This is a genomic window from Nocardioides salsibiostraticola, from assembly GCF_054783655.1.
Map to the genome: position 1 here is coordinate 372,102 of NZ_BAAGQD010000001.1, position 25,628 is coordinate 397,729.

The 25,628-nt window shown below is 68.4% G+C and carries 20 protein-coding genes and 1 pseudogene; 11 read left to right on the top strand and 10 right to left on the bottom strand.

Features of this window, described 5'->3' with window-relative positions; all coding sequences use genetic code 11:
* Together ACYVLV_RS01795 and ACYVLV_RS01800 are read right to left on the bottom strand one after the other, a co-directional pair.
* Complete coding sequence (locus ACYVLV_RS01795) at nucleotides 1–723, bottom strand: phosphatase PAP2 family protein (RefSeq protein ID WP_460807219.1); 723 nt, start codon at nucleotides 721–723, stop codon at nucleotides 1–3.
* Between the two features lie 18 nt (nucleotides 724–741).
* Nucleotides 742–1,704, bottom strand: a complete 963-nt coding sequence (locus ACYVLV_RS01800; RefSeq protein WP_460807221.1) for a calcium-binding protein — start codon at nucleotides 1,702–1,704, stop codon at nucleotides 742–744.
* Between the two features lie 97 nt (nucleotides 1,705–1,801).
* On the opposite strand from ACYVLV_RS01800, the gene ACYVLV_RS01805 reads away from it, so the two are divergent.
* The gene (locus tag ACYVLV_RS01805) at nucleotides 1,802–2,335 is read left to right on the top strand and encodes a PH domain-containing protein (RefSeq protein ID WP_460807223.1); all 534 of its coding nucleotides are present in this window, start codon (nucleotides 1,802–1,804) and stop codon (nucleotides 2,333–2,335) included.
* A complete protein-coding gene (locus tag ACYVLV_RS01810) occupies nucleotides 2,332–3,891 on the top strand; it encodes a PH domain-containing protein (protein ID WP_460807226.1) in 1,560 nt (519 codons plus the stop codon). Before ACYVLV_RS01805 ends, ACYVLV_RS01810 begins: the two co-directional genes overlap by 4 nt.
* A gap of 68 nt (nucleotides 3,892–3,959) precedes the next feature.
* On the opposite strand, the pseudogene ACYVLV_RS01815 reads toward ACYVLV_RS01810, so the two are convergent.
* A pseudogene (locus ACYVLV_RS01815) lies at nucleotides 3,960–4,769 on the bottom strand (SGNH/GDSL hydrolase family protein); the annotation flags it as partial.
* A 79-nt stretch (nucleotides 4,770–4,848) separates the two neighbouring features.
* On the opposite strand from ACYVLV_RS01815, the gene ACYVLV_RS01820 reads away from it, so the two are divergent.
* On the top strand, nucleotides 4,849–8,226 hold the full coding sequence (locus tag ACYVLV_RS01820) for a pyruvate carboxylase (protein ID WP_460807227.1): 3,378 nt from the start codon (nucleotides 4,849–4,851) through the stop codon (nucleotides 8,224–8,226).
* A 2-nt stretch (nucleotides 8,227–8,228) separates the two neighbouring features.
* Here ACYVLV_RS01820 and ACYVLV_RS01825 read toward each other — a convergent pair whose 3' ends face one another.
* The 4 genes from ACYVLV_RS01825 to lpdA form a co-directional block, all read right to left on the bottom strand.
* Nucleotides 8,229–9,374, bottom strand: coding sequence for a SpoIID/LytB domain-containing protein (locus ACYVLV_RS01825; RefSeq protein ID WP_460807229.1), 1,146 nt, complete (start codon nucleotides 9,372–9,374; stop codon nucleotides 8,229–8,231).
* Nucleotides 9,375–9,614: 240 nt separating this feature from the next.
* Nucleotides 9,615–11,915 carry a right-handed parallel beta-helix repeat-containing protein gene (locus tag ACYVLV_RS01830; RefSeq protein ID WP_460807231.1) on the bottom strand — a complete coding sequence of 767 codons (2,301 nt, stop codon included), beginning with the start codon at nucleotides 11,913–11,915 and terminating at the stop codon, nucleotides 9,615–9,617.
* Between the two features lie 117 nt (nucleotides 11,916–12,032).
* Nucleotides 12,033–13,412: an NAD(P)H-quinone dehydrogenase gene (locus ACYVLV_RS01835; RefSeq protein ID WP_460807232.1), complete on the bottom strand. Its 1,380-nt coding sequence runs from the start codon at nucleotides 13,410–13,412 to the stop codon at nucleotides 12,033–12,035.
* A 43-nt stretch (nucleotides 13,413–13,455) separates the two neighbouring features.
* Nucleotides 13,456–14,844: a dihydrolipoyl dehydrogenase gene (lpdA, locus tag ACYVLV_RS01840; protein WP_460807234.1), complete on the bottom strand. Its 1,389-nt coding sequence runs from the start codon at nucleotides 14,842–14,844 to the stop codon at nucleotides 13,456–13,458.
* Nucleotides 14,845–14,893: 49 nt separating this feature from the next.
* Here lpdA and ACYVLV_RS01845 point away from each other — a divergent pair, with 49 nt between their 5' ends.
* The 6 genes from ACYVLV_RS01845 to ACYVLV_RS01870 all read left to right on the top strand — a co-directional run bounded on the left by ACYVLV_RS01845 (nucleotide 14,894) and on the right by ACYVLV_RS01870 (nucleotide 19,941).
* A complete protein-coding gene (locus ACYVLV_RS01845; protein WP_460807236.1) occupies nucleotides 14,894–15,346 on the top strand; it encodes a gamma-glutamylcyclotransferase in 453 nt (150 codons plus the stop codon).
* A 65-nt stretch (nucleotides 15,347–15,411) separates the two neighbouring features.
* On the top strand, nucleotides 15,412–16,212 hold the full coding sequence (locus tag ACYVLV_RS01850; protein WP_460807238.1) for a purine-nucleoside phosphorylase: 801 nt from the start codon (nucleotides 15,412–15,414) through the stop codon (nucleotides 16,210–16,212).
* A gap of 1 nt (nucleotide 16,213) precedes the next feature.
* On the top strand, nucleotides 16,214–16,903 hold the full coding sequence (locus ACYVLV_RS01855; RefSeq protein WP_460807239.1) for a TetR/AcrR family transcriptional regulator: 690 nt from the start codon (nucleotides 16,214–16,216) through the stop codon (nucleotides 16,901–16,903).
* Between the two features lie 9 nt (nucleotides 16,904–16,912).
* Nucleotides 16,913–17,722, top strand: a complete 810-nt coding sequence (locus tag ACYVLV_RS01860; protein ID WP_460807240.1) for an NAD-dependent epimerase/dehydratase family protein — start codon at nucleotides 16,913–16,915, stop codon at nucleotides 17,720–17,722.
* 74 nt (nucleotides 17,723–17,796) lie between these two features.
* Entirely contained in the window at nucleotides 17,797–18,228 is a 432-nt protein-coding gene (locus ACYVLV_RS01865) for a hypothetical protein (RefSeq protein WP_460807242.1), read from the top strand.
* Nucleotides 18,229–18,288: 60 nt separating this feature from the next.
* A complete protein-coding gene (locus ACYVLV_RS01870) occupies nucleotides 18,289–19,941 on the top strand; it encodes a phospho-sugar mutase (RefSeq protein ID WP_460807243.1) in 1,653 nt (550 codons plus the stop codon).
* Nucleotides 19,942–20,006: 65 nt separating this feature from the next.
* Here the strand turns inward: ACYVLV_RS01870 and ACYVLV_RS01875 are convergent, their stop codons facing one another.
* Both ACYVLV_RS01875 and ACYVLV_RS01880 read right to left on the bottom strand, forming a co-directional pair.
* Nucleotides 20,007–21,383, bottom strand: a complete 1,377-nt coding sequence (locus ACYVLV_RS01875) for an HNH endonuclease signature motif containing protein (protein ID WP_460807244.1) — start codon at nucleotides 21,381–21,383, stop codon at nucleotides 20,007–20,009.
* Between the two features lie 255 nt (nucleotides 21,384–21,638).
* Nucleotides 21,639–22,649 (bottom strand): S66 family peptidase, encoded by a 1,011-nt coding sequence (locus ACYVLV_RS01880; RefSeq protein ID WP_460807246.1) that lies wholly within the window; start codon nucleotides 22,647–22,649, stop codon nucleotides 21,639–21,641.
* A gap of 386 nt (nucleotides 22,650–23,035) precedes the next feature.
* On the opposite strand from ACYVLV_RS01880, the gene trhA reads away from it, so the two are divergent.
* Entirely contained in the window at nucleotides 23,036–23,749 is a 714-nt protein-coding gene (trhA, locus tag ACYVLV_RS01885) for a PAQR family membrane homeostasis protein TrhA (RefSeq protein ID WP_460807248.1), read from the top strand.
* 226 nt (nucleotides 23,750–23,975) lie between these two features.
* Here the strand turns inward: trhA and ACYVLV_RS01890 are convergent, their stop codons facing one another.
* Entirely contained in the window at nucleotides 23,976–24,569 is a 594-nt protein-coding gene (locus tag ACYVLV_RS01890; RefSeq protein WP_460807250.1) for a hypothetical protein, read from the bottom strand.
* A 95-nt stretch (nucleotides 24,570–24,664) separates the two neighbouring features.
* Here ACYVLV_RS01890 and deoC point away from each other — a divergent pair, with 95 nt between their 5' ends.
* Nucleotides 24,665–25,624, top strand: a complete 960-nt coding sequence (deoC, locus tag ACYVLV_RS01895) for a deoxyribose-phosphate aldolase (RefSeq protein WP_460807252.1) — start codon at nucleotides 24,665–24,667, stop codon at nucleotides 25,622–25,624.
* Nucleotides 25,625–25,628 lie beyond the last annotated feature (4 nt).

Here is a 25,628-nt window from a genome sequence, read left to right on the forward strand (position 1 = left end):
CTAGGGTCGCTCGCCACCGGTGTAGGTGTGGTGGGGGTCGGGGTCGAAGGCGCGGATCGTCGTGATCGCCACCAGCAGGAACAGCACCCCGAAGATCACCCCGCCCACCACATCGGTGAACCAGTGTTGGTTGAGTCGGGTGCGGGCGAATGCTTCGACGAGCCCGACCAACGCGACCCCAGCGAACATCAGTTGCGTCGTACGCCGCGAGGTCCGGATGTAGTGGACGACCAGGTAGGCCGCCACCCCGGTCACCAGGATGATCCGCATGACACCGCCGGAGGGGTAACTGCCGATCTCGGTGCCGATCAGAGCGAGCACCTCACGGTCCCGGCCGACGACCTTCGCCTGGATCATCTGGAAACCTCGCGCACCGATCCAGGCCGTCGGGAGAACGACCAGCGGCATCCACCACCGGGTCCCCCGCTGAGCGAACCACACCGCCAACCCGACGGCGGCGATCGCTGTCAGCGCCTGGGTCTGCGGCACGTTGCCCATCTTGGTGACCGTGGCGAGTACGTCGGTGAGTCCGTTCGTGCCGGCCCGGTCGATGCGCTCGAAGAGCGGGGTGTCCACGGAGTTCTGAAGACTCTTGGCCAGGAAACCCAGGGCCAGCGCGATCACATTCGCGATGGCGAGGCCAGCCGTGGCGGTGAAGAAACCGCGCCTGACATCGAGTCCCGACCAGAGGCCGGCCGTCCTGGTCGCTGGTTGATCGCGCATGAGGCGAAACCCTAGCGGTCAGTTCGCGCAGGGTCCCCGCTCGATGCGCAAGCAGCTGTCGCGACCGCCTCGGCCGTCCCCGAAATCGACCCCGGACCCACCGTTGAGAGAGTCGTTGGCCGGTGACCCGCGCAGGACGTCGTCGCCTCCCCCACCGGAGAGAACGACCGGGTCCGCTCCGGTCGTGCTGGCGGTGTCGTCACCAGCACCGAGTCGGACCCGGTCCCGGCCGCTGGTGATCGTCACGGTGTCGTTGCCCGGTCCGGTGCGGATCGAGTCGTTGCCGCTGTTCGGTCGCAGGGAGTCGACCACCCGGTCGTCCCCCGAGAAGGTGATCAGGGTGTCGTTGCCGCGCAATCCGACGATCCGGTCGTCCTTCAGGGAGCCCTTGATCTTGTCGGCATGGTTGCTGCCGATGAACCGCATCTGGGGAACGAAGACGAGGCGGTCGCGGCCCTCGCCGACGACGACGCGTCGGGCCAGGTTGGCGTTCACCCACCGCGGCGAGGAGCGGTAGGTGATGGTGTCGCGACGGACGATGCGGTCGGTGAAGACGCGAGGGTCCCCGCCGGGGTGCAGCACGTCGTTGCCGGGGCCGCCGCTCAGGGTGTCACCGCGCAGGCCCCCGGTCTCGAGTTCGCCGTTCAGTTGACCGAACAGACGGTCGGCTCCCCGGCCGCCGTACAGCGTGTCGCTCCCGGCGTTGCCACAGATGACGTCGTTGCCGCCCAGTCCGTCGATGGTGTCGTCCCCACCGAGGCCCACGATCACGTCGCGTTGCGCGGTTCCCACCAGGGTGTCGCGTCCGGAGGTTCCCACGATCGTGGCCCTCAGCCCGTCGCACCTCGGACCGTTGGCTGCCGACGGGGCAGCGGATGACAGGGAGGCGGTTGCCGCGGTGGAGGGGGGCGTTGCGGCCATCGCCGCCAGAACCACCGCCGCACTGAGCAGAGCACAACTCGCGGATAGCTTCTTGGTCATGGTTCGGGGCTCCTGAGTTCGCGGTTCCTCGGACAACTCACCACGCTAACTTGCGACCAGACGTGGGTCACATCTCCCCGCGCCGTAACCTCGGACTGTGGCCGACTACCCGATCAACCCGCCCCCTGCGCAGCCGGCGCTCCCGACGTCTCGCGTCCTGCGGGAACCCCAGCAGCGGGTGAGCCCGCGTGCCCGGTTGATGTGGCAGATCGGGAGCGTCGTCGAGGGTCTCGTCAGCGTGCTGGTCCTGAGCGTCGTGGCTGCGGTGTGGGATCGCATCGACCTGTCGTGGTGGATGGTGCTCCTCGGCGTACTCGCTGTCGCGGGCTATGCGGCGACCGTGCCCCAGTGGCGCTATCTCGTCCACCGCTGGGAGGTCACCGAGACCGCGGTCTACACCCAGACCGGGTGGTGGGCCCGCGAGCGCCGGATCGCTCCGATGTCCCGGATCCAGACGGTCGACTACGTCGAGGGGGCGGTGGCCCGTCTGTTCGGCCTCGCCACGGTGACCGTGACCACCGCGTCGGCCGCGGGCGCCCTGCGCATCGAGGGGTTGGACGCCACCCGAGCGAGGGCCCTGGTGGACGAACTGACGTTGAAGGCCGACGCCGTCGAGGGCGACGCCACGTGAGCGAGTACGACCCTCATCGGTACGACGGGCCTCCCCCTGAGTTCGGACCTCCACAGCCCGACCCGACTGCTGATCCGGCTGTCGAGTGGCAGCGGTTGGACCCCCGGATGCTGTTGGTCCTCCCCGTGCGCGAGGTCATCCGGTTCCTGCCCGCGCTGATCGCGATCGTGTTCGTGGGCTCCTCCTCCGGAGGAGCCGGTTGGCAACTGCTCGCGCTCACCATCCCGGTCGCGCTCGGTCTGGCCCGGTACCTCACCACGACCTACCGCATCACGCAGGCGCGGGTGGAGTTACGCACCGGGCTACTGAGTCGTCGGATCACCTCGACCCCCCTGGACCGGGTGCGCACCATCGATCTCACCTCATCCTTGATCCAACGGGGTCTCGGCCTCACCACGGTGCGGATCGGCACCGGCACCGGCGGCGAGGCCGACCGCCTCGATCTCGACGGCCTGCCCAGCGAGCGGGCCCAGGCGATGCGGCGGGACCTGTTGCAGCGGGCCCGACCGACCGTTACGACCCCCGATGGACCAGACGCCTCCTTCGAGCCGCAGGCCGTGGATATGGAGACCGATCCGGCGCCCGTGGTCAGCTTCGAACCCGCGTGGCTCCGCTTCGCTCCCCTGACCAGCAGCGGCGTGGTCATTGCCGTCGCCGGGATCGGTGGCGGGGCGCAACTGCTCGCCATGTTCGACGTCCCGTTGACCCTAGAGTCCGATGCGTGGTCCATCGGGGTCCCGTTCGGTCTGCTGTTGACCGTGGGAGTGCTGGGGTTCGTCGCGACCGTGGCCGCCCTGGCCGTCCTGGGCTACCTGGTTGCCAACTGGAACTTCTCGCTCGGTCGCAGCGGCGGGTCCTGGCGGGTGTCCCGCGGACTGTTCACCACCCGGGAGACCAGCCTGGACCAGGATCGGATCGCCGGAGTGACGTTGATCGAGGGCCTGGGTCTGCGGCCCCTGCACGGAGCCCGACTCAATGCGATCGCCACCGGTCTGGATCGCAGCGAGGCCACCGCATCAGCCCTGGTGCCCCCCGCTCCCCTGCAGGTCTCCTGCACGGCTGCCGAAGCCATCCTGGGCACCTCCGATCCCCTGACGGCCGACCTGATTCCCCACGGGCCCGCCGCCGCGACGCGACGCTACGTGCGGGCGTTGGTCCCGGCGGTGCTGATCACCGCGGGTCTCGTGGTCTGGATGGTTCTCGACGACAGGCTCATCCTGTTGCCCCTCGCCCTGGTTCCGATCGCGGTCGGCCTGGGTCTGGCCTTCGATCGGGTCCGCTCCCTGGGGCATGCGTTCGTGCTGGGGCGAGTCGTCTCGCGCTCAGGAAGCCTGGCCCGGCACCGCACCGTGCTCGGCTCCGACCACGTGATCGGCTGGAACTTCCGGGCGACCTGGTTCCAACGTCGCGTCGGTCTGACGACCGCCGTGGCCACCATGGCCGGTGGGCCCCAGTCGGTGACCGTGCTCGACGTACCCGACGGGCCGGCGATCGACCTGGCGGTGGAGACGTTGCCCGAGGTCGTCTCCCAGTTTTTGGTCAGTCTCCCGCGCTGATCGTCCGCACCACCAGGCGTGACATGCCGGCCATCCCCCTGGGGGTCGGGTGGAAGGCCGTGCCCCGCTTTCGCCGCGGGTCGGGTGCCGTTGACCCAGGGGCGTCGGGAGCAGGCGTGGTGGGTGTTGCTGGCCGGGTAGGGGTCGACATACTCCGCGTCGGCCTTCCGCGCAGCACGGCGCAGCGAGGTGCTCACCCGCGCCCACACCGTGCGTAGACGACGGGTCTCGGCGACGGTGAAGGGCACCTGGCCGCAGACCGCACCCGAGGGCAACATCCGGGGGTACCCGACCACGACGATCCTGGCCGCCGGCGCCCGGTCCCGGATCTGACGCACCGCGCGGCGCGTCGTGCGCTCCACCCTGCGCGCATCTCGCCGCAGGTCGGCCAGGTCACCGCACGCGCGGTCACGCGTCGGCTGCCGTGCGCAACGCCCGAAGATGCGGGCGAAGATCCCGAACTCGTTCGCGCCTACGCCGAGCGTGACCAGGTCGGTACGCCGGTCGACCACCTCGAGCTGGGGACGGGCCCGGGAGCCGTCGTTGAGGCGCTGCGACCGGACCAGATCACGGGTGCGCGCCCCGCCACAGCTGACGTCGATCAGGCGAGCATCCAGCGCGGCCGCGACCCGCGCCGGATAGTTGCGCGAAGACCGGCGGCAGGCGGACGGGTGACCGTGCTGTGCGGGCAGCCCTGGTCCGGCGGTGTAGGAATCACCGAGAGCGACGTACTCGATCCGTTCCGCCTCTATCTGTTCCGTCGGCGGCGAGACTACCGGCGAGTGAGGTGCCGTCGGGACGGCTGCGCGCGGAAGCACCAGCACCGCTAGACCGAGTGCCACCATCACCACGACAGCCCCACGCCACCACGTCCCCATGCCCGACCTCGCCTCGAAATCTGTCCATATGCGTGTGATCGACGGCGACACTACGCCACAAGAACGTTAATCTGCGGTCATGTTCTCCAAGGTGTTGGTGGCCAACCGCGGCGAGATCGCTATCCGTGCCTTTCGCGCGGCCTACGAGGTGGGGGCTCGCACGGTCGCGGTCTTCCCCTATGAGGATCGGTGGTCCGAGCACCGGCTGAGTGCCGATGAGGCCTACGAGATTGGTGAACGTGGCCACCCGGTCCGGGCCTACCTCGACCCGGAGGCGATCGTGGCGGCCGCGCTGCGGTCCGGGGCGGATGCGGTCTATCCCGGCTACGGTTTCCTGTCCGAGAACCCCGACCTCGCCGAGGCCTGCGCCAACGCCGGTCTGACCTTCATCGGCCCCACGGCCGAGGTGTTGACACTGACCGGCAACAAGGCCCGCGCGATCGCCGCGGCGAAGGCTGCGGGGGTGCCGACCCTCGCCTCGGTCGAGCCGTCCACCGACGTCGACGCCCTGGTCGAGGCGGCGTCCGCCCTGACCTTCCCCCTCTTCGTCAAGGCCGTGGCCGGTGGCGGCGGGCGAGGCATGCGGCGGGTGGACGATCCGGCCGACCTACGCGACGCCGTCGAGACCTGCATGCGGGAGGGCGAGGGAGCCTTCGGAGACCCCACGGTCTTCATCGAACAAGCGGTCACCGAACCCCGGCACATCGAGGTCCAGATCCTGGCCGACGGCGTCGGCAACGTGATCCACCTCTTCGAGCGGGACTGCTCGGTGCAGCGGCGCCACCAGAAGGTCGTCGAGATCGCCCCCGCCCCGAACCTCGATCCGGCGATCCGGGACGCGATGTGCGCCGACGCCGTCCGCTTCGCCAAGGAGATCGGCTACCGCAACGCCGGCACCGTGGAGTTCCTCCTCGACCCTGCCGGCAACTACGTCTTCATCGAGATGAACCCTCGGATCCAGGTCGAGCACACGGTCACCGAGGAGATCACCGACGTCGACCTCGTCCAGTCACAGATGCGCATCGCCGCCGGCGAGACACTGGACGATCTCGGGCTCACCCAGGAGTCGATCACGGTCCGCGGGGCCGCCCTGCAATGTCGGATCACCACCGAGGACCCGGCCAACAACTTCCGTCCCGACACCGGGATGATCACCACCTACCGCTCCCCCGGGGGCGCGGGGGTGCGGCTGGATGGCGGCACGACCTACACCGGCGCCGAGGTCTCGGCCCACTTCGACTCGATGCTCGCGAAGCTGACCTGTCGGGGCCGCACCTTCGACCTCGCGGTGCAGAAGGCGCAACGGGCCATCGCCGAGTTCCGGATCCGTGGGGTCTCCACCAACATCGCGTTCCTCCAGGCGGTGCTACGCGACGAAGACTTCATGGCCGGCAACATCACGACCTCCTTCATCGAGACCCACCCGGAGCTGATCCAGGCCCGCGGGCAGGGCGACCGAGGCACCAAACTCTTGAGCTACCTGGCCGAGGTGACGGTCAACCAGCCGCACGGTCCCGCCCCGGTCACCCTGGACCCGGCGACGAAACTGCCCGCGGTGGACCTCGACGTCCCGGCCCCCGACGGCACCCGCCAACTCCTCCTCTCGGTCGGTCCGGAGGAGTTCGCCCGCCGGTTGCGTGCCCAGAACCAGGTCGCCGTCACCGACACGACCTTCCGCGACGCCCACCAGTCCCTGTTGGCCACCCGCGTCCGGACCCGCGACCTCGTCGCGGTCGCCGGTCACGTCGCCCGCACCACCCCGGAACTGTGGTCCCTGGAGGCCTGGGGCGGGGCGACGTACGACGTGGCGCTGCGGTTCCTGACCGAGGACCCCTGGGAGCGCCTGGACGCGCTGCGCCGCTCGGTCCCCAACGTGTGCCTGCAGATGCTGCTGCGCGGGCGCAATACGGTGGGCTACACGCCGTACCCCACGGCGGTGACCAACGCCTTCGTCCAGGAGGCCGCCAGGACCGGGATGGACGTCTTCCGCATCTTCGACGCCCTCAACGACGTGGAGCAGATGCGACCGGCCATCGAGGCGGTGCGCGAAACCAACACCACCGTCGCCGAGGTCGCGCTGTGCTACACCGGCGACCTGTCGGATCCGGGCGAGAAGCTCTACACGTTGGACTACTACCTGCGACTGGCCGAACGGATCGTGGAGGCCGGCGCCCACGTCCTGGCCATCAAGGACATGGCCGGTCTGCTGCGGGCCCCGGCCGCCCGCCGCCTGGTCACCGCATTGCGGGAGAACTTCGATCTGCCCGTCCACCTGCACACCCACGACACGCCGGGTGGCCAACTAGGGACGCTCCTGGCGGCCATCGACTCCGGGGTCGACGCTGTCGACGCCGCCTGCGCCGCGATGGCGGGAACCACCTCTCAACCGCCGCTCTCCGCCCTGGTCTCGGCGACCGACCACTCCGATCGCGAGACGGGACTGTCACTGGCCGCGGTGAACGCGCTGGAGCCCTACTGGGAGGCGACCCGACGGGTCTACGCCCCCTTCGAGTCCGGGTTGCCGGCCCCCACCGGTCGCGTCTACCGGCACGAGATCCCCGGCGGGCAGCTGTCCAACCTGCGCCAGCAGGCGATCGCCCTGGGCCTCGGTGAGAAGTTCGAGCAGGTCGAGGACATGTACGCCGCCGCCAACGACATCCTCGGCAACGTCGTGAAGGTGACCCCGTCGTCCAAGGTGGTCGGCGACCTCGCCCTCGCCCTGGTCGCGACGGGCGCGGACCCCGCCGAGTTCGCCGACGACCCCGGTTCCTTCGACATCCCGGACTCGGTCATCGGCTTCCTCCACGGTGAGCTCGGTGACCCACCGGGAGGGTGGCCCGAGCCGTTCCGCACCAAGGCCCTGGCCGGACGCACCTTCAAACCCGCCACCCCCGAACTCACCGAGGAGCAGTCCGAGGGCCTGCGCGTGGCCCCGCGACAGACCTTGAACGAGTTGCTCTTCCCCGGACCGACCAGCGACTTCAACGAAGCCCGGCAACGCTACGGCGACATCTCGGTGCTGCCGACCCTCGACTACCTCTACGGACTGCAGCAGGGCGAGGAGCATGAGGTCTCCCTCGGTGAGGGCGTCAAGCTCATCCTGGGCGTCCAGGCCATCAGCGAACCCGACGAGCGCGGCTACCGGACCGTGATGGCGCTGATCAACGGCCAGTTGCGCCCGATCTCGGTGCGCGACACCTCGGTCGCCTCCGCGGTCGCGGCCGCCGAGAAGGCCGACCCCGGCAAGCCCGGACAGGTCGCCGCCCCCTTCCAGGGGGCCGTCACCATCACCGTCGCCGAGGGCGACACCGTCGAGGTCGGGGACACCGTGGCCACCATCGAGGCGATGAAGATGGAGGCCTCGATCACCGCAGCGGTGGCCGGCACCGTGCAGCGCCTGGCGCTCACGGGCACCCAGACCGTCGACGGCGGCGACCTGGTGCTGGTCGTCGGCTAGAACTACCGGGAACGAACGGAGAAGTTCACCCAGGTCGACCGCAGGCCCAGCGCGCTGCGCCAGGTGTCACCGGAGAGCGACTGCGATCCCTTCGATCCGGTCAGGGTCATGGCCAGGATCCGTCCACCCCACTGGCCGTTGCCGTCCCGACGATCGACCGCGATGTTCGTGAGGTCGCCGATCCCCGGGAAGGCCCGCTCGATGGTCGAGTCGGAGACGGTGACGGTCCAGTCGTGCACGGAGTTGCCGGAGAAGCCGTCGTAGGGATCCTCCTGGGCCGCGAGGTAGGGCCGGGAGCCCGCGGAGGTCCACCCGCCGCTGGATGAGGAGAACTGGGTGAAGGCCGGCTCCCCGTCCGCGGTGAGGATCTGCTTGCTTGTGGCCCGGATCGCCGCGTCGGAGGCCGGGTGCTCGGCCCACGCGCCGCCGTACACCTGGCAGGAGGTGGTGTCACAGATCTGGTAGCCGCTGCTGCGCGGGTGGTTCCGTTCGAAGGAGGCGTAGGTGCGCGCGGCGATCGCCTGCGCCCCGACGGCCTCGGGGTGCCAACTGGCCGGCATCTCGAGGGGTACGACGCCTCGCAGGTAGTTCTCCAGCGACAAGACGTTGACGGTGTCCCGCTGGCGGGCTCCGCCCGGGGCGGGTACGGCGCGCAGTCGGCCCCGGTAGGCCCGTTTCCCCGCCGGGGTCACCAGCGTGATGGGGCGCCCGGCCGCGACGAACTCGCCGGTGCCGCGCAGGTCACGCCACTTGCGCCACTTGCGGTTCACCCGGAACGACACGCGGTCCTTGCCGTTGCCCGCGACCGCGATCCGCCACTTCGAGATCCTCTTGCGGGTGGGCAGCACGACCTTGCCCCCGCCCGCGCTGTCCTTGACCATCAGCCGCTTGCGGGGCAGCACGATCACGTTGTTGCCCTGATCGGCGCTGATCAGCACGCTGACCTTGCCGCCACTGGTCCCCCGCGAGGTCCCCGGGTAGTAGAAGTCGGTGATCTGCTGGGCGGTGAGGCCCTGTTTGGCCGCCCCGTAGGCGCCGTACTGCGACATACCGTGTCCGTGACCGTAGCCGTGTCCGGTGAGGGTCACCGTGGCCGAGCGCGGCACCGACCAGGTGTCGCCGGCCGCCTGGGAGGGCGCGGGAGACACCGCCATCAGTGTCGCTCCGAGAACGGTAGTGAGAATGGCGATGGGCAGGTGGCGCAGTGCTGACCGAGGGGTTCCGAGCGGGCGCATGAGGGGAATCTCCGGGGGTGAGAAGGCGGCGCGTTGTGACTGGGGTGCACCAGTGGGACGTCTGATGTCATCACGCTCCCCGGAGCGCCGCAACGACTTCGGCTGAACTACTCCCCTGTAGTTCCGGCCCGCCACCCCGGGGACCCGGGGTGATCAGCCCACGTAGCCCGAGAATGGAGCCGCCGCGCCGTAGATCTTGTACAACGCGAAGGGACCTGCCTCGAAGGTGCTGCATCGGCCCTGCAGGAGCCGCATGGCACGGGTGTCGGAGAGACCGGCCCCGTATCCGTAGGCGTCGTCGCCGCCGCGGCCGTTGATCGGCGCGGTGGCGTAGTCGCGGATCCGCTGCACCATCGCGAGGCGGTCACTGCGATCGGCTCGCCTCCACCAGCTGCAGGTGATCGTGCCAAGGGGCTGGGTGCTCACCCGAGCCGGCAGCGTGGCCGCTGGGAGGTTCTTGTCCACCAGCGAGGGACGGAACAGGTCGCGCAGCGCCATCGGTGGCCGCAGGGTCGTCACGGCCTCGCACAGTCTCGGCGACAACCCTGCCGCACAGACCGAGGCGAGCTGTGCGCCCTGCTCGGGGTCGGCCTTCGCACGCAACAGGGGTGTCGAGCTCCCGCTCGGCTTGGCGGGGGTCTTGGACCAGGTGCACGAGTAGGGGTTGCCGGCCGGGTAGCCGGAGACCTCGAACCCCGCCAGGCAAGCGACCAACTCGCCCTCGTTGATCAGATCGCCGGTGCCGACGCTCATTGCCGGCCGGGTCCCTCCTGCACAGTCAGGAAGCCGCGGCGGGGCACTGGTGATGCGGGCGCCGGAGGCCGCCTTGTTGCCCCACCAGCAGTTGCCGGTGTTGCCCGGGAAACTGTCCCACCAGAAGTCGGTCCCGTTGGGCAGCTTCTTGCCAGCGGGGCTGACCCCCATCGTGTTGCCGTAGAAGCGGTTCCCGAACGAGGTCGAGACACCGGCCGGTTCGCACCCGGGCACCGGAGTCTCACTACCGACCGGTGGGGGTCCACAGACCGTGGCGTCGGGCACCGCGAACAGCATCGTGCCGCGCCGCCAGTTGTCGTAGAACCGGTTGTTGCGCACCAGGTTGTTGTTGCCACCGGCCAGCCACAGACCGGTTCCCACGGGCGCGGCGATGAAGGGCTTCACATCCGAACTCTTCGCGAACGGGTTGAAGTTGTTCGAGTAGAAGTTGTTGCGCGAGACCGTGTTGCCGTGCTGGGGGAAACCCGGGTGTCCGGGGGCGGTGAACACGTCGGTGGTGAAGCCGAGGGCGTTGTCGTAGAAGTTGTTGCGGGTCACGAGAGTGCCGTGGCTGTTGGTCCCGGAGAAGCCGCTGGCGTTGTGGTGGCTGTCGCAGCGACGCACCGTCTGGCTGTAGCGGAACTTCGGGTAGAACTTCTTGTACCGGTTGTCGGTCGAGTCCGCGCCGGAGCCCGGGTAGAGGCCCGAATCCCCGTGCCCGGCGGCGTCGCAGTCCTGGATCAGACCGTGGTCGCCGGTGAAGGTGAGGACGCCGTAGCCGCCGGCGTAGTAGACCTTGAAGCGTTCGAGGCGGTAGCCGTCGGTCTCCAGGACGTAGATGTCGTGCTCGCGGGCGTGCCGGACGGTGACGTTGCGCAGGACGAAGCCGTCGGCCCGATCGACGAAGACCCCGACGTCCTTCTTGTGTCCCACGGCTGAGGGGCCGCCGTTGCCGGCCTTGGCGTTGCCGGCCTCGATGATCACGTCGTCGGCGCTCACCCCGGAGCCCTCGAGCTGGAAGTTGCACCGGATGCACTTCCCCAGCGCGGGAATGCCGTGGCGTTCCTCCCGCGGCGGGCTCGGTGCGGTGCCGTTGTCCGGGCCCCGGCCGATGACGGCGATCAGGTTGGCGTCGTTGGGGCAGTTCAGTTGGAAGTCGTGAGACAGCGCGCCGGGGTCACCGCTGTCGGACTCGGTGCGGTACTTCGCACACGACTTGTCCCCCGTGGGTTGGCGCCGCGAACGGGTCTCGCGGTAGAGCCCAGGCATGACCACGACGCGGTCGTTGTTGCTCGAGTCGGTGACCGCGGGCTGGATCTGCCGGTAGTCGCAGCGCTTGAACAGCTTCCGGTTCACCTGGAGCAGGCGCTTCGCCTGAGCCGGCCCGAACTTCTTGTGAACCGTGGGGCGGATGTCGTACCCCTTGACGCGGGCCACCCGGACCGCGCGCTTCACGCGCCGCATCGAGTCCTTCCGACACACGACCCGCGTTTCGCCCGGCTTCTTGTTCACCAGCGCGGAGGCCAGGGAGCGCGTCTTGGGGATCTTCCCCCCGGCGCACGGCGAAACCTGACAGTCGGCTTTCGGGTCGGGCCAGTACGACGGCCGCTCGACGTGAGCCGAGGCACCGGGCGCCGGTAGCACCAGCAGAGCCAGGAGCACGGCCGCAGCGGACAGGGTGGCGGTGAGGATTCGGCGCACAGGGGTGCCTCTCGCGAGGGGCGCCCGCCGTACGGGCGCGATCACCTGCTCAACGCTCAGGAAAACGTGACGTTACGCACATCCTGAAAGTTTCCTGAGAGGTCGGTCGCTGAAAGTTCAGACCCGGTGCAACCGCCGGGCCGCCTCGGCGATGGAACCGGTCAGCGACGGGTAGACGGTGAAGGTCTGGGCCAACTGATCAGCGGTCAGCGACTCGGCCACCGCGATGGCGACCGGGTGGATGAGTTCACTGGCCCGCGGGCCGACCACCACTCCCCCGACCACGATGCCCGTTCCGGGGCGGCAGAAGAGTTTGACGAAGCCGTCGCGGACGCCCTGCATCTTGGCGCGGGGGTTGCCCGAGAGCGGGAGGATGACCGACTCGGCCTGGATCTCGCCGGCGTCGACGGCCTGTTGGGACCACCCGACGGTGGCGATCTCCGGGGCGGTGAACACGTTCGAGGAGACCTTCTTCAGGTCCAGCGCGCGCACGTTGTCGCCCAGGAAGTGCCACATCGCGATCCGGCCCTGCATGGCGGCCACCGAAGCCAGCATCAGCACCCCGGTGCAGTCACCGGCGGCGTACACGCCACGGGCGGTGGTCCGCGAGACCCGGTCGACCTTGACGAACCCACCATCGTCGACCTCCACACCGGCCTCCTCGAGGCCGAGGTCGGTGGTCTTGGGGATCGATCCGAGAGCCAGCACGCAGTGCGAGGCCTCGACGGTCCGACCGTCGGTCAGGGTGACGGTCACGACGTCGCCGTTGCGGACCACCGACTCCATCCGGGACCGACTCAGCACATTCATCCCACGTCGCTTGGAGACCTCCTCCAGGACCAGGGAGGCGTCGGCGTCCTCGCCCGGCAGGACCCGGTCCCGTGAAGAGATCAGGGTGACCGGGATGCCCAGGGCGAGGTAGGCGCTGGCGAACTCCGCCCCGGTGACGCCGGAACCCACCACGACGACCGAGGTGGGGACCTCTGTGAGGTCGTAGACCTGCTCCCAGGTCAGGATGCGTTCGCCGTCGGGTTGAGCGGTCGGCAGGGTGCGGGGGGCCGCACCGGTGGCGATCAGGATGGCGTCCGCCTCGAGGGTCTGGTCCCCCACCACGACCCGCCCGGGCCCGTCGAGGCGACCGCGCCCGGTGACGACGGTGACGTTCTCCTTCTCGAGACGCCGAACGATGTCCTCGGACTGGCTCAGCGCCAGGCGCTTCACCCGTGCGTTGACGCGCGCCAGGTCGACGGTGATGCTCGTGGCGTCGTCACCGTCGGCACCGCGGAAGCGGACCCCGAGTTCGGCGGCGTCGGCCATGTCGGTCATCAACTCGGCAGTGGCGATCAGGGTCTTGCTGGGTACACAGTCGGTGATCACGGCCGACCCTCCGATGCCGTCGGAGTCGACGACGGTGACCTCGGCGCCCAGTTGGGCGGCGACCAGGGCGGATTCGTATCCGCCGGGTCCGCCACCGAGGATGACGACCTTCTCGCTCATGGCTCTCCTTCGCTGGTCGGTAGGGCTACTGCACCAGCGGCGATCACATGTGGATCTGGTGACCGACGATCCCGTGGATCGCCTCCATGACCGCTTCCGAGAGCGTCGGGTGGGCGAAGACGTTGCGGGCGATCTCGTCCGCGGTCAGGTCCCACTGCTGGGCCAGCGTCAACATCGGCAACTGCTCGGTCACGTCGGGACCGATCAGGTGGGCGCCGATGATCTCGTTGTGCTCGGCGTCGGCCACGATCTTCACGAAGCCCACCGCCTCGCCGAGGCCTTGGGCCTTGCCGTTGGCGGAGAACGGGAAGGAGGACGTCTTGACGTCGTACCCCTTCTCCTCGGCCTGAGCCTCGGTGTAGCCGAAGGAGGCGATCTGGGGCTGGCAGTACGTCGCCCGCGGAATCATGTCGAAGTTGATCTCCATGGTCTCCGCGTCCGCGATGGTCTCCGCGGCCACGATCCCCATCATCTCGGCGGTGTGGGCCAGCATCAGTTTCCCGGTCACATCACCGATGGCGTAGACGTTGTCGATGTTGGTGCGTCCGCGTCCGTCGACCTCGATGGCGCCACGGTCGGACACGGTCACGCCGAGGGCGTCGAGGCCGAAGCCCTCCACGCGGGGGGCGAAGCCGATGGCCTGCATGACCTTGTCGGTCTCCAGGACCTCTTCCTTGCCGTCCTTGGAGACGGTGACCTTCACCTTGTCGCCGGAATCGTCGATCTTCTCGACCTTGGTCGAGAGCATGACCTTCACGCCGAGCTTCTTGTAGTGCTTGGCCAGTTCCTTGGAGACATCGGCGTCCTCGGTGGGGACCATCCGGTCGAGGAACTCCACGATAGTCACGTCGACCCCGAAATTCTTCATCACGTAGGCGAACTCGACGCCGATGGCGCCGGATCCGGCGATGACGATGGAGCCGGGGAGGTTCTCGTCGAGGATCTGCTCCTCGTAGGTCACCACGCGTTCGCTCAGCTCGGTGCCCGGGATCAGTCGGGTCGTGGCGCCGGTGGCGATGATGAGGTTGTCGAAGGTGTAGGAGGACGTTTCTCCGTCCTTGGCGACATCGATGGAGTTGGCGCCGGTCAGCGTCCCCCACCCGTCGATCTCCTTGATCTTGTTCTTCTTCATCAAGAAGTGGACACCCTTCACGATGCCGTCGCTCACCTTGCGGGAGCGGGCGTGAGTGGGCCCGAACTTCATGGTCGCATCGCCCTCGATGCCGAACTTCTCCTTCTCGTGCGTGAGCACGTGGGCGAGTTCAGCGTTGCGCAGGAGCGCTTTCGAGGGGATACAACCGACGTTGAGGCAGACACCTCCCCAGTACTTCTCTTCCACCACGGCCACGGACTTGCCGAGTTGGGCTAGACGGATGGCGGCGACGTACCCACCGGGGCCGGCACCGAGAACAAGGACATCGAAGTCAGTCACCCCCTCAGCCTATGCCCAATGATGCTGAAGGTCTCGCTACCCTGTGGCCGTGACCTTGTACGCCGCCTACGGGACCAACCTCGACCCGGCCCGGATGAGCGACCGCTGCCCCTATTCCCCGCTGCAGACGACCGGGTGGTTGGAGGGTTGGCGACTCACCTTCGGCGGTGAGGAACACGGGTGGGACGGCTCGCTGGCGACGATCGTGCAGGACTCCTTCGAGCACGTCTTCGTGGCGGTCTACGACATCACCGCCGAGGACATGGCCCAACTCGACGGCTGGGAGAGCGCCGACCGGGGGCTCTACCGCAAGACCAAGGTCCGGGTGTCCACCATGAACGGTGAGGTGGTGGCGTGGACCTACGTGCTGGACGCCTTCGAGGGCGGACTGCCTTCCGCGTCCTATCTCGGCGTCCTCTCCGAGGCCGCCGATGCCGCCGGAGCCCCCGCCGACTACGTCCACGCCCTGCGTCGACGTGACTGCCGTTCCACCGGCCTGTAGCTCTACAACGTCCGGAATCCCCGGTGGGCCGGGGATTCCGGCACCGGGACGGTTAGAGTGCGTCGGTGAGTGACACCAGCCCCCATGACCTGGCAGCACAGGCGGCCGAACGACTAGCCGAGTTGACCGGCGTCGAGAGACACGATGTCGCCCTCGTCCTCGGTAGTGGGTGGTTGCCCGCCGTAGACGGATTGGGCGAGGCCACCGCCGAGATCGACGTCACCGACCTGCCGGGTTTCTCCGCGGCCGCCGTGGCCGGCCACTCCGGCAAGATCCGCTCGATCAAGGCGGGCGATCGCCAACTGCTGGTGTTCCTGAGCCGTACCCACTTCTACGAGGGCAAGGGTGTCGCCGCGGTGGTGCACGGTGTGCGCACCGCAGCGGCCGCGGGCGCCCGCGCGATCGTCCTGACCAACGGCTGCGGTGGCCTGAAGGAGACCTGGTCCCCCGGCACCCCGGTCCTGATCAGTGACCACATCAACCTCACCGGGACCTCGCCCATCGTGGGGGCGAACTTCGTCGATCTGACCGATCTCTACTCCCCACGTCTGCGTCAGGCCTGCCGCGAGGTCGACCCGACGCTCGACGAGGGCGTCTACGTCCAGTTCCCCGGACCTCACTACGAGACCCCGGCCGAGATCGGGATGGTCCGCGCGATGGGCGGTCACCTGGTCGGCATGAGCACCACCCTGGAGGCCATCGCCGCTCGCGAGGCAGGCATGGAGGTGCTGGGACTGAGCCTGGTCACCAACCTTGCCGCCGGGATCAGCGGCGAACCCCTCAACCACAACGAGGTTCTGGAAGCGGGCCGAGCAGCAGCCTCTCGCATGGGGTCGCTCCTGAGCCGCGTCGTACCCTCCATCTGACATGACTGTCCTCGACGGCACCACCGGCCCCCTCCCGGGCTCCTCCGAGGAGACCCGCAAACTGCTCATCGCGGCCGCCACGCAGGAGTTCGCGGCCGCGGGGGTCCACGGGGCGTCGCTGTTGGCGATCACCCGTCAGGCCGGTCAACGCAACCGGGGCGCGGTGCACTACCACTTCGGTTCCCGCACCGGGATGCTCGTGGCCGTCCTCGAGGAGCACCTGGACTTCATCGCGTCCCGTGAGGCCGAGTTGTTCGCCCGCGCGTTGGCCCAGCCCTCGGACGACCTCGCGTCGTGCTTCGAGACGATCGTGCGACCCGCGATCGAGTTGAGCGCCACCGGGAGCCTCGGGTGCGCCTACCTCGCGGTGCTGGCCGACCTCGCCGATCAGGGCCCGGACGCCCATCCCCCCGAGGTCGTGGAGATCCTCACCCGCATCGGCGGATTCGAGGTCTTCGAGTTGATCGTCGACCGGATGCCGGAGATGCCGGAGATCCTCAGCACCGAGCGCGCCGCGCTGATCATGGGCTTCCTCCTCAAGACCGTGGCCGACCGGGCACGCACGATGAACCTCGAGCCCGAGTTGGTCGAGGGCAGCCACATGCGGGTGCAGTTGGCGACAGAGCCGTTCATCAACAACGTCATCGCCATGGCGGTCGGCATGGCCACCGCTCCCATCCCACAGCTCTGAGAGGCACCCATGAGAGTTCTCGTCACCGGCGCAGCGGGCAGCATGGGCGCCGTCCTGTGTGTCGGGTTGGCTGACCGTGGCCACGACATCGTCGGCCTGGACCGGGTGACCCGTCCCGAGGGGTCGACCATCGCGTGGCACGTCGCCGACTGTGCCGACCCGGACGCCATCTCGGACGTGTTCGCCCACACCCACTTCGACGCCGTACTCCACCTCGCCGGCCATCCGGGAGAGGCTGGCCTGGAAGCGTCCCTGTCCTCCCACGTGGTCACCACCGGCACCCTGCTCGACGCCTGTGTGGAGCACGAGGTCTCACGCTTCGTCTACGCCTCCTCGAACCACGCCGTCGGCCGTACGCCGCGCCCGACGGACGGCGAGTCCGTCGGCGTCGAGACCCGGCCCCGGCCGGACACCTTCTACGGCGTGGGGAAGGTCGCCGCGGAAGCGGTGCTTTCCCTCTACGCCGACCGGTACGACCTCGACGCTGTCGCGTGTCGGATCGGGTCGTTCCTCGAGGCCCCGGAGACCCAGCGCAACCTGTCGACCTGGCTCTCCCACGACGACGCGGTCCGGATGGTCGACGCCGCTCTGACCACCCCCGCCCCGGGGTACGCAGTGTTCTACGGAATCTCGGCGAACACCCGCGCCTGGTGGGATCTCGAGCCCGGCCGTGCGCTGGGGTACGAGCCGCTGGACGACGCCGAGGAGTTCGCCGATCGGTTGGTCGAGCGCCCCGAGGACGGGGCCGAGGCGGCGTACGTCGGTGGTCCGTTCGCGGGCGAGTCGTTCTACCGTCCCGCCATGGATCGCCTGACCTGAGCAACCCTCACCCCGACGGGTGAAACAGGTTCACGGCCCTTGCTTCACCTGTGAGGCGTGGCACAGTCGATCTCATGGCTGATGACACCGACACCAGCGACCTCCACGACGGCGAGACCGCGGAGGCGACCGACGAGCCCGTCAAGCAGGGCGCGGCGAACGCGCGGCTCACCGAGCCTCCTCCCGAGGACGTGATCGAGGAGATCGAGAAGGAGCGCGAGCGTCGGCTGGACCCGGCCAACCGCCCCGAGGGTGCCGAGATCGACAACAGTGGCGTCACCCTGCCGACCGTCGAGGCGTTCAACGCCGAGCAGGGGGACACCGCCGCCGGTACGTCAGATCCCGCGGAGAGCTTCCGCGAGAACCCGCCCTCCGAGGAGGAGATCAAGGAGATCGAGGAGGAACGGGCCCGGCGCCTGGCCGATGAGAACCGGCCTGAGGGTGCCGTGATCGACAACACCGTCGGGGACTCCCCTGCCTCCCCCTCCGACTCCTCCGACGCGTAACCGACGACTGACCGACCCGGCTCGTTCCGGACCGCCGGTGTTCGGGGCTACGGTTCTCTGATGGACAACGTCGACCCCGACCTGCTCGCCCGCGCCCACGCCTGGGTCGCCGATGACCCCGACCCCGCGACCCGCGCGGTCCTCGGGGAGTTGATCGCGACCGCCCAGTCCGGTGACGCCGCGGCACAGGCCGACCTGGCGGACCGCTTCGACGGCACGCTGGCCTTCGGCACCGCAGGGCTGCGTGGCGCCCTCGGACCCGGCAGCAACCGGATGAACCGCATCGTGGTGACCCGGGCGGCCGCCGGTTTGGCGGCGTACCTCCGCGAACAGGGCACCACCGGCCCGGTCGTCATCGGCTACGACGCCCGCCACAACTCCGAGGTCTTCGCGCGCGACACCGCCGAGGTGATGACCGGCGCAGGACTGGGGGCCCACATCCTTCCGCGGGCGCTGCCGACGCCGGTGCTGGCCTACGCGATCCGTGAGCTGGGCTGCTCGGCCGGGGTGATGGTGACCGCGAGTCACAACCCGCCGGAGGACAACGGCTACAAGGTCTACCTCGGGGACGGGAGCCAGATCGTGTCGCCGGTCGACGCACAGATCTCGGCGCACATCGACGCGGCGCCTGGGGCCGCGGATGTGCCCCGGGGGAAGGCCGGCAAAGTGCTCGACGAGGCGATCGTCGACCGCTACCTCGACACCGTGGCCGAGTTGGCGCAGGACGGTCCGCGCGACCTGCGGATCGTCTACACCCCGCTGCACGGGGTGGGTGCGATCTCGGCGATGGCCGTGCTGGAGACGGCGGGGTTCACCTCCCCCATCGTCGTACCCGAGCAGGAGCAGCCGGACCCCGACTTCACCACCGTCGCGTTCCCGAATCCGGAGGAGCCGGGCGCGATGGATCTGGCGATGGCGCTGGCGCGGACCCACGACGCCGACATCGTCATCGCCAACGACCCGGACGCCGACCGGTGTGCGGTGGGGGTTCCTGGGCCGGGCGGGTGGCAGATGCTGCGGGGCGACGAGGTCGGCGCACTTCTCGCGCAACATCTTCTCGACCAGGGCAAGACGGGGACCTACGCAGCGTCGATCGTGTCGTCCTCCCTGTTGGGCAAACAGGCTGCCGCGGCCGGACAGGACTACACCGAGACGCTGACGGGCTTCAAGTGGATTGCCCGCGTGGAGGGTCTGGCGTTCGGCTACGAGGAGGCGCTGGGGTACTGCGTGGACCCGGAGCACGTGCGCGACAAGGACGGCATCTCGGCCCTGCTGATGGTGTGTGAGATGGCGGCGAACGCCAAGGCGGAGGGCCGGACCCTCTCCGACGTACTCGACGACATTGCGAGCCGGCACGGGGTGCACGCGACTGACCAGTTGTCGGTGCGGGTCGATGACCTGACGATCATCTCCTCGGCGATGGAGCGCCTGCGGGCGCACCCGCCGGTGGAGTTGGGTGGTCTGGCCGTCGAGGCCGCGGAGGACTTGGCCGACGGCGTCGGCGGCCTCCCGCCGACCGACGGTCTGCGCTACCGGCTGGCCGAGGGTGGACGGGTCATCGTCCGTCCGAGCGGCACCGAGCCCAAGATCAAGTGCTACCTCGAGGTCGTCGTCCCGGTGAACCCCGAGGACGGCGTCGAGGCCGCACGGATCTCCGCGGCCGGTCGCCTGGACGCACTACGGTCTTCGATCAGGGCCGCAGCAGGTCTGTAGCGCCTGGTCGTGACGCGCCTGTAGCCCGACCCCACGTGGGTGGCCGGGCTGTCGGGGCTTGGTGGTCAGGGTTCGGCTGGATCGCCCGGGTCAGGTGTCAGCACTCGCCGGGTTCCGCGTTGGTCACGGATGAGGTCGAACCCGGTCGGGGTCGTCCAGAGGTAGACCCCAGGATCAAGCACCACGTAGGACCATCGGGAGTGGGTTTTGGCTCGATGATGCTTCCGGCACAAAGGCGCCAGATTGCACGAACAAGTGAGCCCGCCGTCGGCGTGGGCGATCACGTGGTCCTTGTCGCACTTGACCGCATCACGGGTGCAGTAGGGAAACACACACGTCCCGGCGGTGATCTCGGCCTGTTCCTCGAGCCGCCTCGGGATCTCGTAGGCCTCGACGAAGTGGTGCTGGTCGACATCGAGGATCGGTCGCACGATGACCCGCGTGTCGGGTTGCCCGCACCAGGACCTGACCTGCTCCACGGTGATCGGGGTGCGGGTGTTGGCACAGCGTGCGACGTTGTCCTCCCCACGGATCGCGGCGTCGGTCAGGTGCACGTGCAGCACGACGGTGCGGGGCGCTGGTTTCGAGGTCCGCTGGTCACCATCGCCGTTGGTTGAGGTGTGAGGAGCCCCTGGGCGACGAGCCTCGAAACCACCGGCCCCTGGGTCCAAGTCGAGCGCCCCCTGAGCACGGGCGATCTCGCCGGCCGCGATCGAACGCCGTACGTCCAACGACTCCTCACACCCCAACCCCAGCAACTGGTGGGCGACCGACCCAATAGCGGCCTCGAGATCCAACGCGTCCGCCAGATCCAGCGACGCGTCGACCTGGACGACCCCGTCGATCCCGACATGACCCAACCCGATGTCGAACCGACGACGGTCCGCACGCCGCTTGCGTTGCTCCTCAGCCTTCTCGGGGTCGAACCGAGCGGTCGCTTCCTCCACGAGTCGGTCAACCTGTGCCCACGAACACGACCCAGCCGTCAGGACCAGGTGCCGGTCAACGTGATGGGCACCGGCCTCGGGCAGGGAGTAGGTGCACTCCGCTACCCGTATCGCCTTCCAGGCCGGGATCTTCCCGGCCTCCACCGCGTTCCACAACAGCGGCAACCGGTAGCGCAGCTCAGCGACCTTGGCGACGTAGAACTCACCACTCTCGGTCGTCAACCCCAAAACAGCTGAGAACTCCATCAAGTCGAACTCCGTGACGAACGGGGAACCCTCACCGGAGGTCCGCACCGCCCGGTTACACAAGATCCCTTTCTCATGCGTTACGGGGTCGACCTCGTTGATCACGATCCACTCCACGATCTGCCGGAGCTTGATGACCTCCAGGTCCGCGATCGACCGATTGGTCCCGAGCAGCGCCGCGAGTGCCTCCTCAGAGGCGTCGGGTGACTCGGCCCCCGAGGGGCTCGAATCGAGCGGCTGATCAGTCATGAATTCATTGAATAGCAACCCACCGACAGTCCTCGCCGACCGAGTCTAGGACTCGATTGCTCTTGTCGATATCGGGACGAGGTCGCCGCTCCAACCCTCCCCGGGATGCGGGTCATTCTGCCGCGAGTCGGACGCACTCAACTGTTGACGCACAGCGCGCTCGACCCCGCTCTGCGCTGGTTGGCGGTTGCCGTTGGATCGGGGACTCTAGGCCCATTCCTGATGACATCCGGAAAATCCGGTTACGGGCTGGCGTCAGCAGAGTTGCTGGACGATCTCGCGGGTTTCTCCGTTGAAAGTGAGCGTCGTGTGTGCCCCATTGACTAGGGGTAGGTGGGGCGGGACGTGACCGATCTCGAGATCGAAAACGATCGGCAGGTCGAGCCGACCGAGAGCGTCGAGGACCGCATCGCGTTGGGACATCTTAGGGTTGTCCGGCGCCTTGGTCCGGCCGATCAAGATCGCTCGAGCGTGCTCGAACCACCCAGCGATCCGCAGGCCGTGCATGTTGCGGCAGATCGTGGCCGCCTCGTCCTCGGATGCCTCGAGATAGATGATCAGCCCCTCGTCGGCGTACTGGCGCCCAAACATGGCGACGTCGCCGTAGGGAGTGCCGGCGAGGTTGCACATCGTCTCGATGCAGCCCCCGATGAGCCGGCCGCTCACGTGGAGGGAGTCGGTGCCGTAGAGATTCCATCGGCCTGCGCCGGATGTCTTCCACTCCGTGGCCTGGGCGTCCTCCTCGAACCGCGACCAGTTGGCCACTAGGCCGGAATCGTGCTGGCGATGCGGGCCTGGTCCGGAAGCGATGTCCAGCCAGCTCAACAGCCCATCCGGTGCGCGGTAGGGCGTATCGGCCAGGTTGTCGCCGTGCAGGGTGGCCCAGCCCAGGCGGGTGGTGATGGGGAGCAGGATCGTGGAGATGTCGGAATAGCCCACCAGCCACGTCGGCTCAGCGTCAGCGAGTGAGTCCCAGTCGAGCAGATCCACCAGATCGATGGCGGTCTCTCCGCCCCAGGGTGGGATCACGCACTTGATCTCCGGGTCACACAGCATGGCGGTGAGCTCGGCCGCACGGTCGACGGCGCGACCCGAGGTGATGCCTGATCCGCCCATCAAATCGCCGACGACAACGTCGAAGCCCGCCTCGCGCAGCCATTGGACGCAGAAGTCGATCCGGTCGGCTGCCGGACCCTCAACTCCCGCCGAGGGTGACGTCACTCCGATGCGATCGCCACGCTTGAGCGCCGCAGGAAACTGAACCATGGCCCGCATCGTGCCAGGCTGGAGCAGTTGTTGGCTGCGCCATCCGCTATTGCCGCGCCCCGCGCTATAGGGGTATGTCATTCCGGCGCGTGTCGGCGCGGTCTAACGTCCTCTCAGGGGGAGACCTCCAATACGGCCTTTACGCCCTCGGAGGGCGGCCGCGATCATGCCAACGGCAGTGGCGGAGCTCCACGCGGCGCGCTGGGCCACACCCGACTGCGTTGCCGTAGAGCCTGGATGTGGGCGAGGTGGCACCTGCACCTCACGTGTCGACTCGAAACCCCTGCAACAACCAGTTGAGTCCACCCACTCCTGGAATTAGTCGGCAGGCACGCCAAAGCGACCGCCGGTTCGCCTGCTGCTCTTTCGGGGCTCATGATGGCGTGGTGACCAAGTTTCTGGACCATGATGCGGCCGTGCTGGTGATGGCCGACAAGATGGCTGAGGTCAAGCCACGGCTTCGGGGATGGCTCCACGCCGGGTCTATACCGCTCGTGGCGGCTGCTGGAATCGTCTTGGTCTGGCTGTCCCCGTCGGTCGGCACAAAGGTCGGATCGGGGGTCTTCATCTCGGCCGCTCTGCTGCTGTTCGGCATCTCGGCGCTCTACCATCTCGGCACGTGGCAGCCAGCCGTCTGGGCGCTGCTGCGCCGACTCGATCACTCGAACATCTTCATCTTGATTGCAGGCACGTACACGGCTTTCGCGATGTTGCTGCTGGACGGCAACGCGCGCGCCTGGCTGCTCGCGGGCATCTGGGGCGGCGCCCTTCTTGGAGTGCTCTTCCGAGTCTTCTGGACCAGCGCCCCGCGATGGTTCTATACGCCGATCTACATCGGGCTCGGATGGTTTGCTGTGTTCTTCATCCCCGACTTCATCGATGGCGCCCATCGATTGAGCACTCCTATGGCGATCGCGACCTTGAGCCTCGTCGTGACAGGCGGGTTGCTGTACACCCTCGGTGGTGTGGTGTACGGCCTCAAGAAGCCGAATCCGAATCCCGAGTGGTTCGGCTTCCATGAGGTGTTTCACTCCTTCACGATTCTGGCCTTCATCGCGCACTACGTGGGTGTTTCCTTAGCGACCTACGCCCTGCGCTGATCGAGTATCGGCCCGGAACAAGCGGCACGCGCCGTCCAGCCACGATCGGCTTCCCGCGGACGACGTGCAAGAGCATGCCCACCGCGACCGCTGGGATCACGAACGTCGCTGCGGTGTGGGGCTGCTTCGGATTGTTGCGACGGTGGTTTCGAGGCTCCTCGCCCAGGGGCTCGTCGCACCTCAACCAGCGTCGCCGCGTCCCCCTCAACCCGCATCGCGGTTCTCCTCAGCGTGCGAGAACGACCACGGCCAGGGCGACGACGGAGATCACCAGCACCGCGATCTCGGGCCACGCCCAGGTGCGGACCACCTGGGCGGCGTACGTCTCGTGTTCGGGGGTGAAGAGCTCCACGCCCCGGCTGGTGCGGAGTTCGCGAGCGCGTTGGGTGATCTTGGCTTCCACGAGGTCGGGATAGACCTCGCCACCCAGCGGGCCGGCCTCGGCGCCGGAGATCATCCCGGCGGTCGGGGTCGTCATCTTCCTCCGGGAGCGGCTGATGGCGGGGCAGGTGAAGCGCTGATCCCCGATGCGTACGACGACGTAGAAGGTGACCCGGACGTACTCGATGGCGATCACCGGGATGGTGATCGTCTGAAGCGGGTTGCGCAGCACCAGGTTCTCCCCCGTGATGCGCAGGCTCGGGCGCACGTTGTAGGCCCACACGAGAGCCGCGACGACGACTGTCCCGAGGATCACCACCAGCGACACCGACGTCGCCACCGACCAGCCCAGAAAGGCCGCAAGAACCACCAGGCTGAGGACGCCCAGGAGGCGACTCGAGCCGCTCGGTGGGAAGCGTTCCTCGGCTGATTCGGCCATCGTTGCTCCTGTCCTGCCCCGGTGATCGGCCAGTGATCGGTTGGACGCCGACGTGGGTTGTCCTCGCGGCGCCCGACGACCCTATGCTGAGGCCTATGACGGCAACCCTCGACGCCGCCGAGATCGCACGCAATGACGCGTCGCTCCGCGGCTTCCTCCACGGTCTTCCCGCGGTGGATCAGGTGGGCGCGGAGGCACGCGCCGCGACCCTGGCCACTCGCTCGATCAAGACCACCGCCAAGGCCTACGCCCTCGATCTGGCCATCAGCATGGTGGACCTGACCACCCTGGAGGGCCAGGACACTCAGGGCAAGGTGCGCGCTCTGTCCGCCAAAGCGATGCGCCCCGACCCGGCGGACCCGACCTGCCCGGCCGCCGCCGCCGTCTGCGTCTACCCCGACCTGGTCGCGACCGCCCGCGAGACCCTGGGCGACTCCGGCGTCCAGATCGCCGCCGTGGCCACCGCGTTCCCCAGTGGTCGCGCCGCGCGTGACATCAAGCTCGCCGACACCCGCGACGCCGTGGAAGCCGGCGCGGACGAGATCGACATGGTCATCGACCGTGGCGCCTTCCTCTCCGGCAACCTCCTGCACGTCTTCGAGGAGATCGTCGCCGTGCGGGAGGCCTGCCGCCGCCCCGACGGCACCGAGGCCCACCTCAAGGTGATCCTCGAGACCGGTGAACTGCAGACCCTCGACAACGTACGCCGTGCCAGCTGGTTGGCGATGCTGGCCGGCGCCCACTTCATCAAGACCTCCACCGGCAAGATCCAGCCGGCCGCGACCCTCCCGGTGACCCTGGTGATGCTCGAGGCGGTTCGCGACTTCCGCGCGACCACCGGCCAGCAGGTCGGGGTCAAGCCTGCCGGCGGCATCCGCACCGCCAAGGACGCGATCAAGTACCTCGTGATGGTCAACGAGGTCGCCGGACCCGACTGGCTCGACCCGCACTGGTTCCGCTTCGGAGCCTCCACACTGCTCAACGAGTTGTTGATGCAGCGCACCAAGATGGCCTCCGGACGCTACTCCGGTCCCGACTACTTCACGGTGGACTGACACA

What these genes read in the sequence shown, in the direction of transcription:
- ACYVLV_RS01795 (WP_460807219.1), bottom strand. Translation starts at nt 723, where the DNA reads ATGCGCGATCAACCAGCGACCAGGACGGCCGGCCTCTGGTCGGGACTC.
- ACYVLV_RS01800 (WP_460807221.1), bottom strand. Translation starts at nt 1,704, where the DNA reads ATGACCAAGAAGCTATCCGCGAGTTGTGCTCTGCTCAGTGCGGCGGTG.
- ACYVLV_RS01820 (WP_460807227.1), top strand. Translation starts at nt 4,849, where the DNA reads ATGTTCTCCAAGGTGTTGGTGGCCAACCGCGGCGAGATCGCTATCCGT.
- ACYVLV_RS01835 (WP_460807232.1), bottom strand. Translation starts at nt 13,412, where the DNA reads ATGAGCGAGAAGGTCGTCATCCTCGGTGGCGGACCCGGCGGATACGAA.
- ACYVLV_RS01855 (WP_460807239.1), top strand. Translation starts at nt 16,214, where the DNA reads ATGACTGTCCTCGACGGCACCACCGGCCCCCTCCCGGGCTCCTCCGAG.
- ACYVLV_RS01860 (WP_460807240.1), top strand. Translation starts at nt 16,913, where the DNA reads ATGAGAGTTCTCGTCACCGGCGCAGCGGGCAGCATGGGCGCCGTCCTG.
- ACYVLV_RS01865 (WP_460807242.1), top strand. Translation starts at nt 17,797, where the DNA reads ATGGCTGATGACACCGACACCAGCGACCTCCACGACGGCGAGACCGCG.
- ACYVLV_RS01870 (WP_460807243.1), top strand. Translation starts at nt 18,289, where the DNA reads ATGGACAACGTCGACCCCGACCTGCTCGCCCGCGCCCACGCCTGGGTC.
- ACYVLV_RS01875 (WP_460807244.1), bottom strand. Translation starts at nt 21,383, where the DNA reads ATGACTGATCAGCCGCTCGATTCGAGCCCCTCGGGGGCCGAGTCACCC.
- ACYVLV_RS01880 (WP_460807246.1), bottom strand. Translation starts at nt 22,649, where the DNA reads ATGGTTCAGTTTCCTGCGGCGCTCAAGCGTGGCGATCGCATCGGAGTG.
- ACYVLV_RS01890 (WP_460807250.1), bottom strand. Translation starts at nt 24,569, where the DNA reads ATGGCCGAATCAGCCGAGGAACGCTTCCCACCGAGCGGCTCGAGTCGC.
- deoC (WP_460807252.1), top strand. Translation starts at nt 24,665, where the DNA reads ATGACGGCAACCCTCGACGCCGCCGAGATCGCACGCAATGACGCGTCG.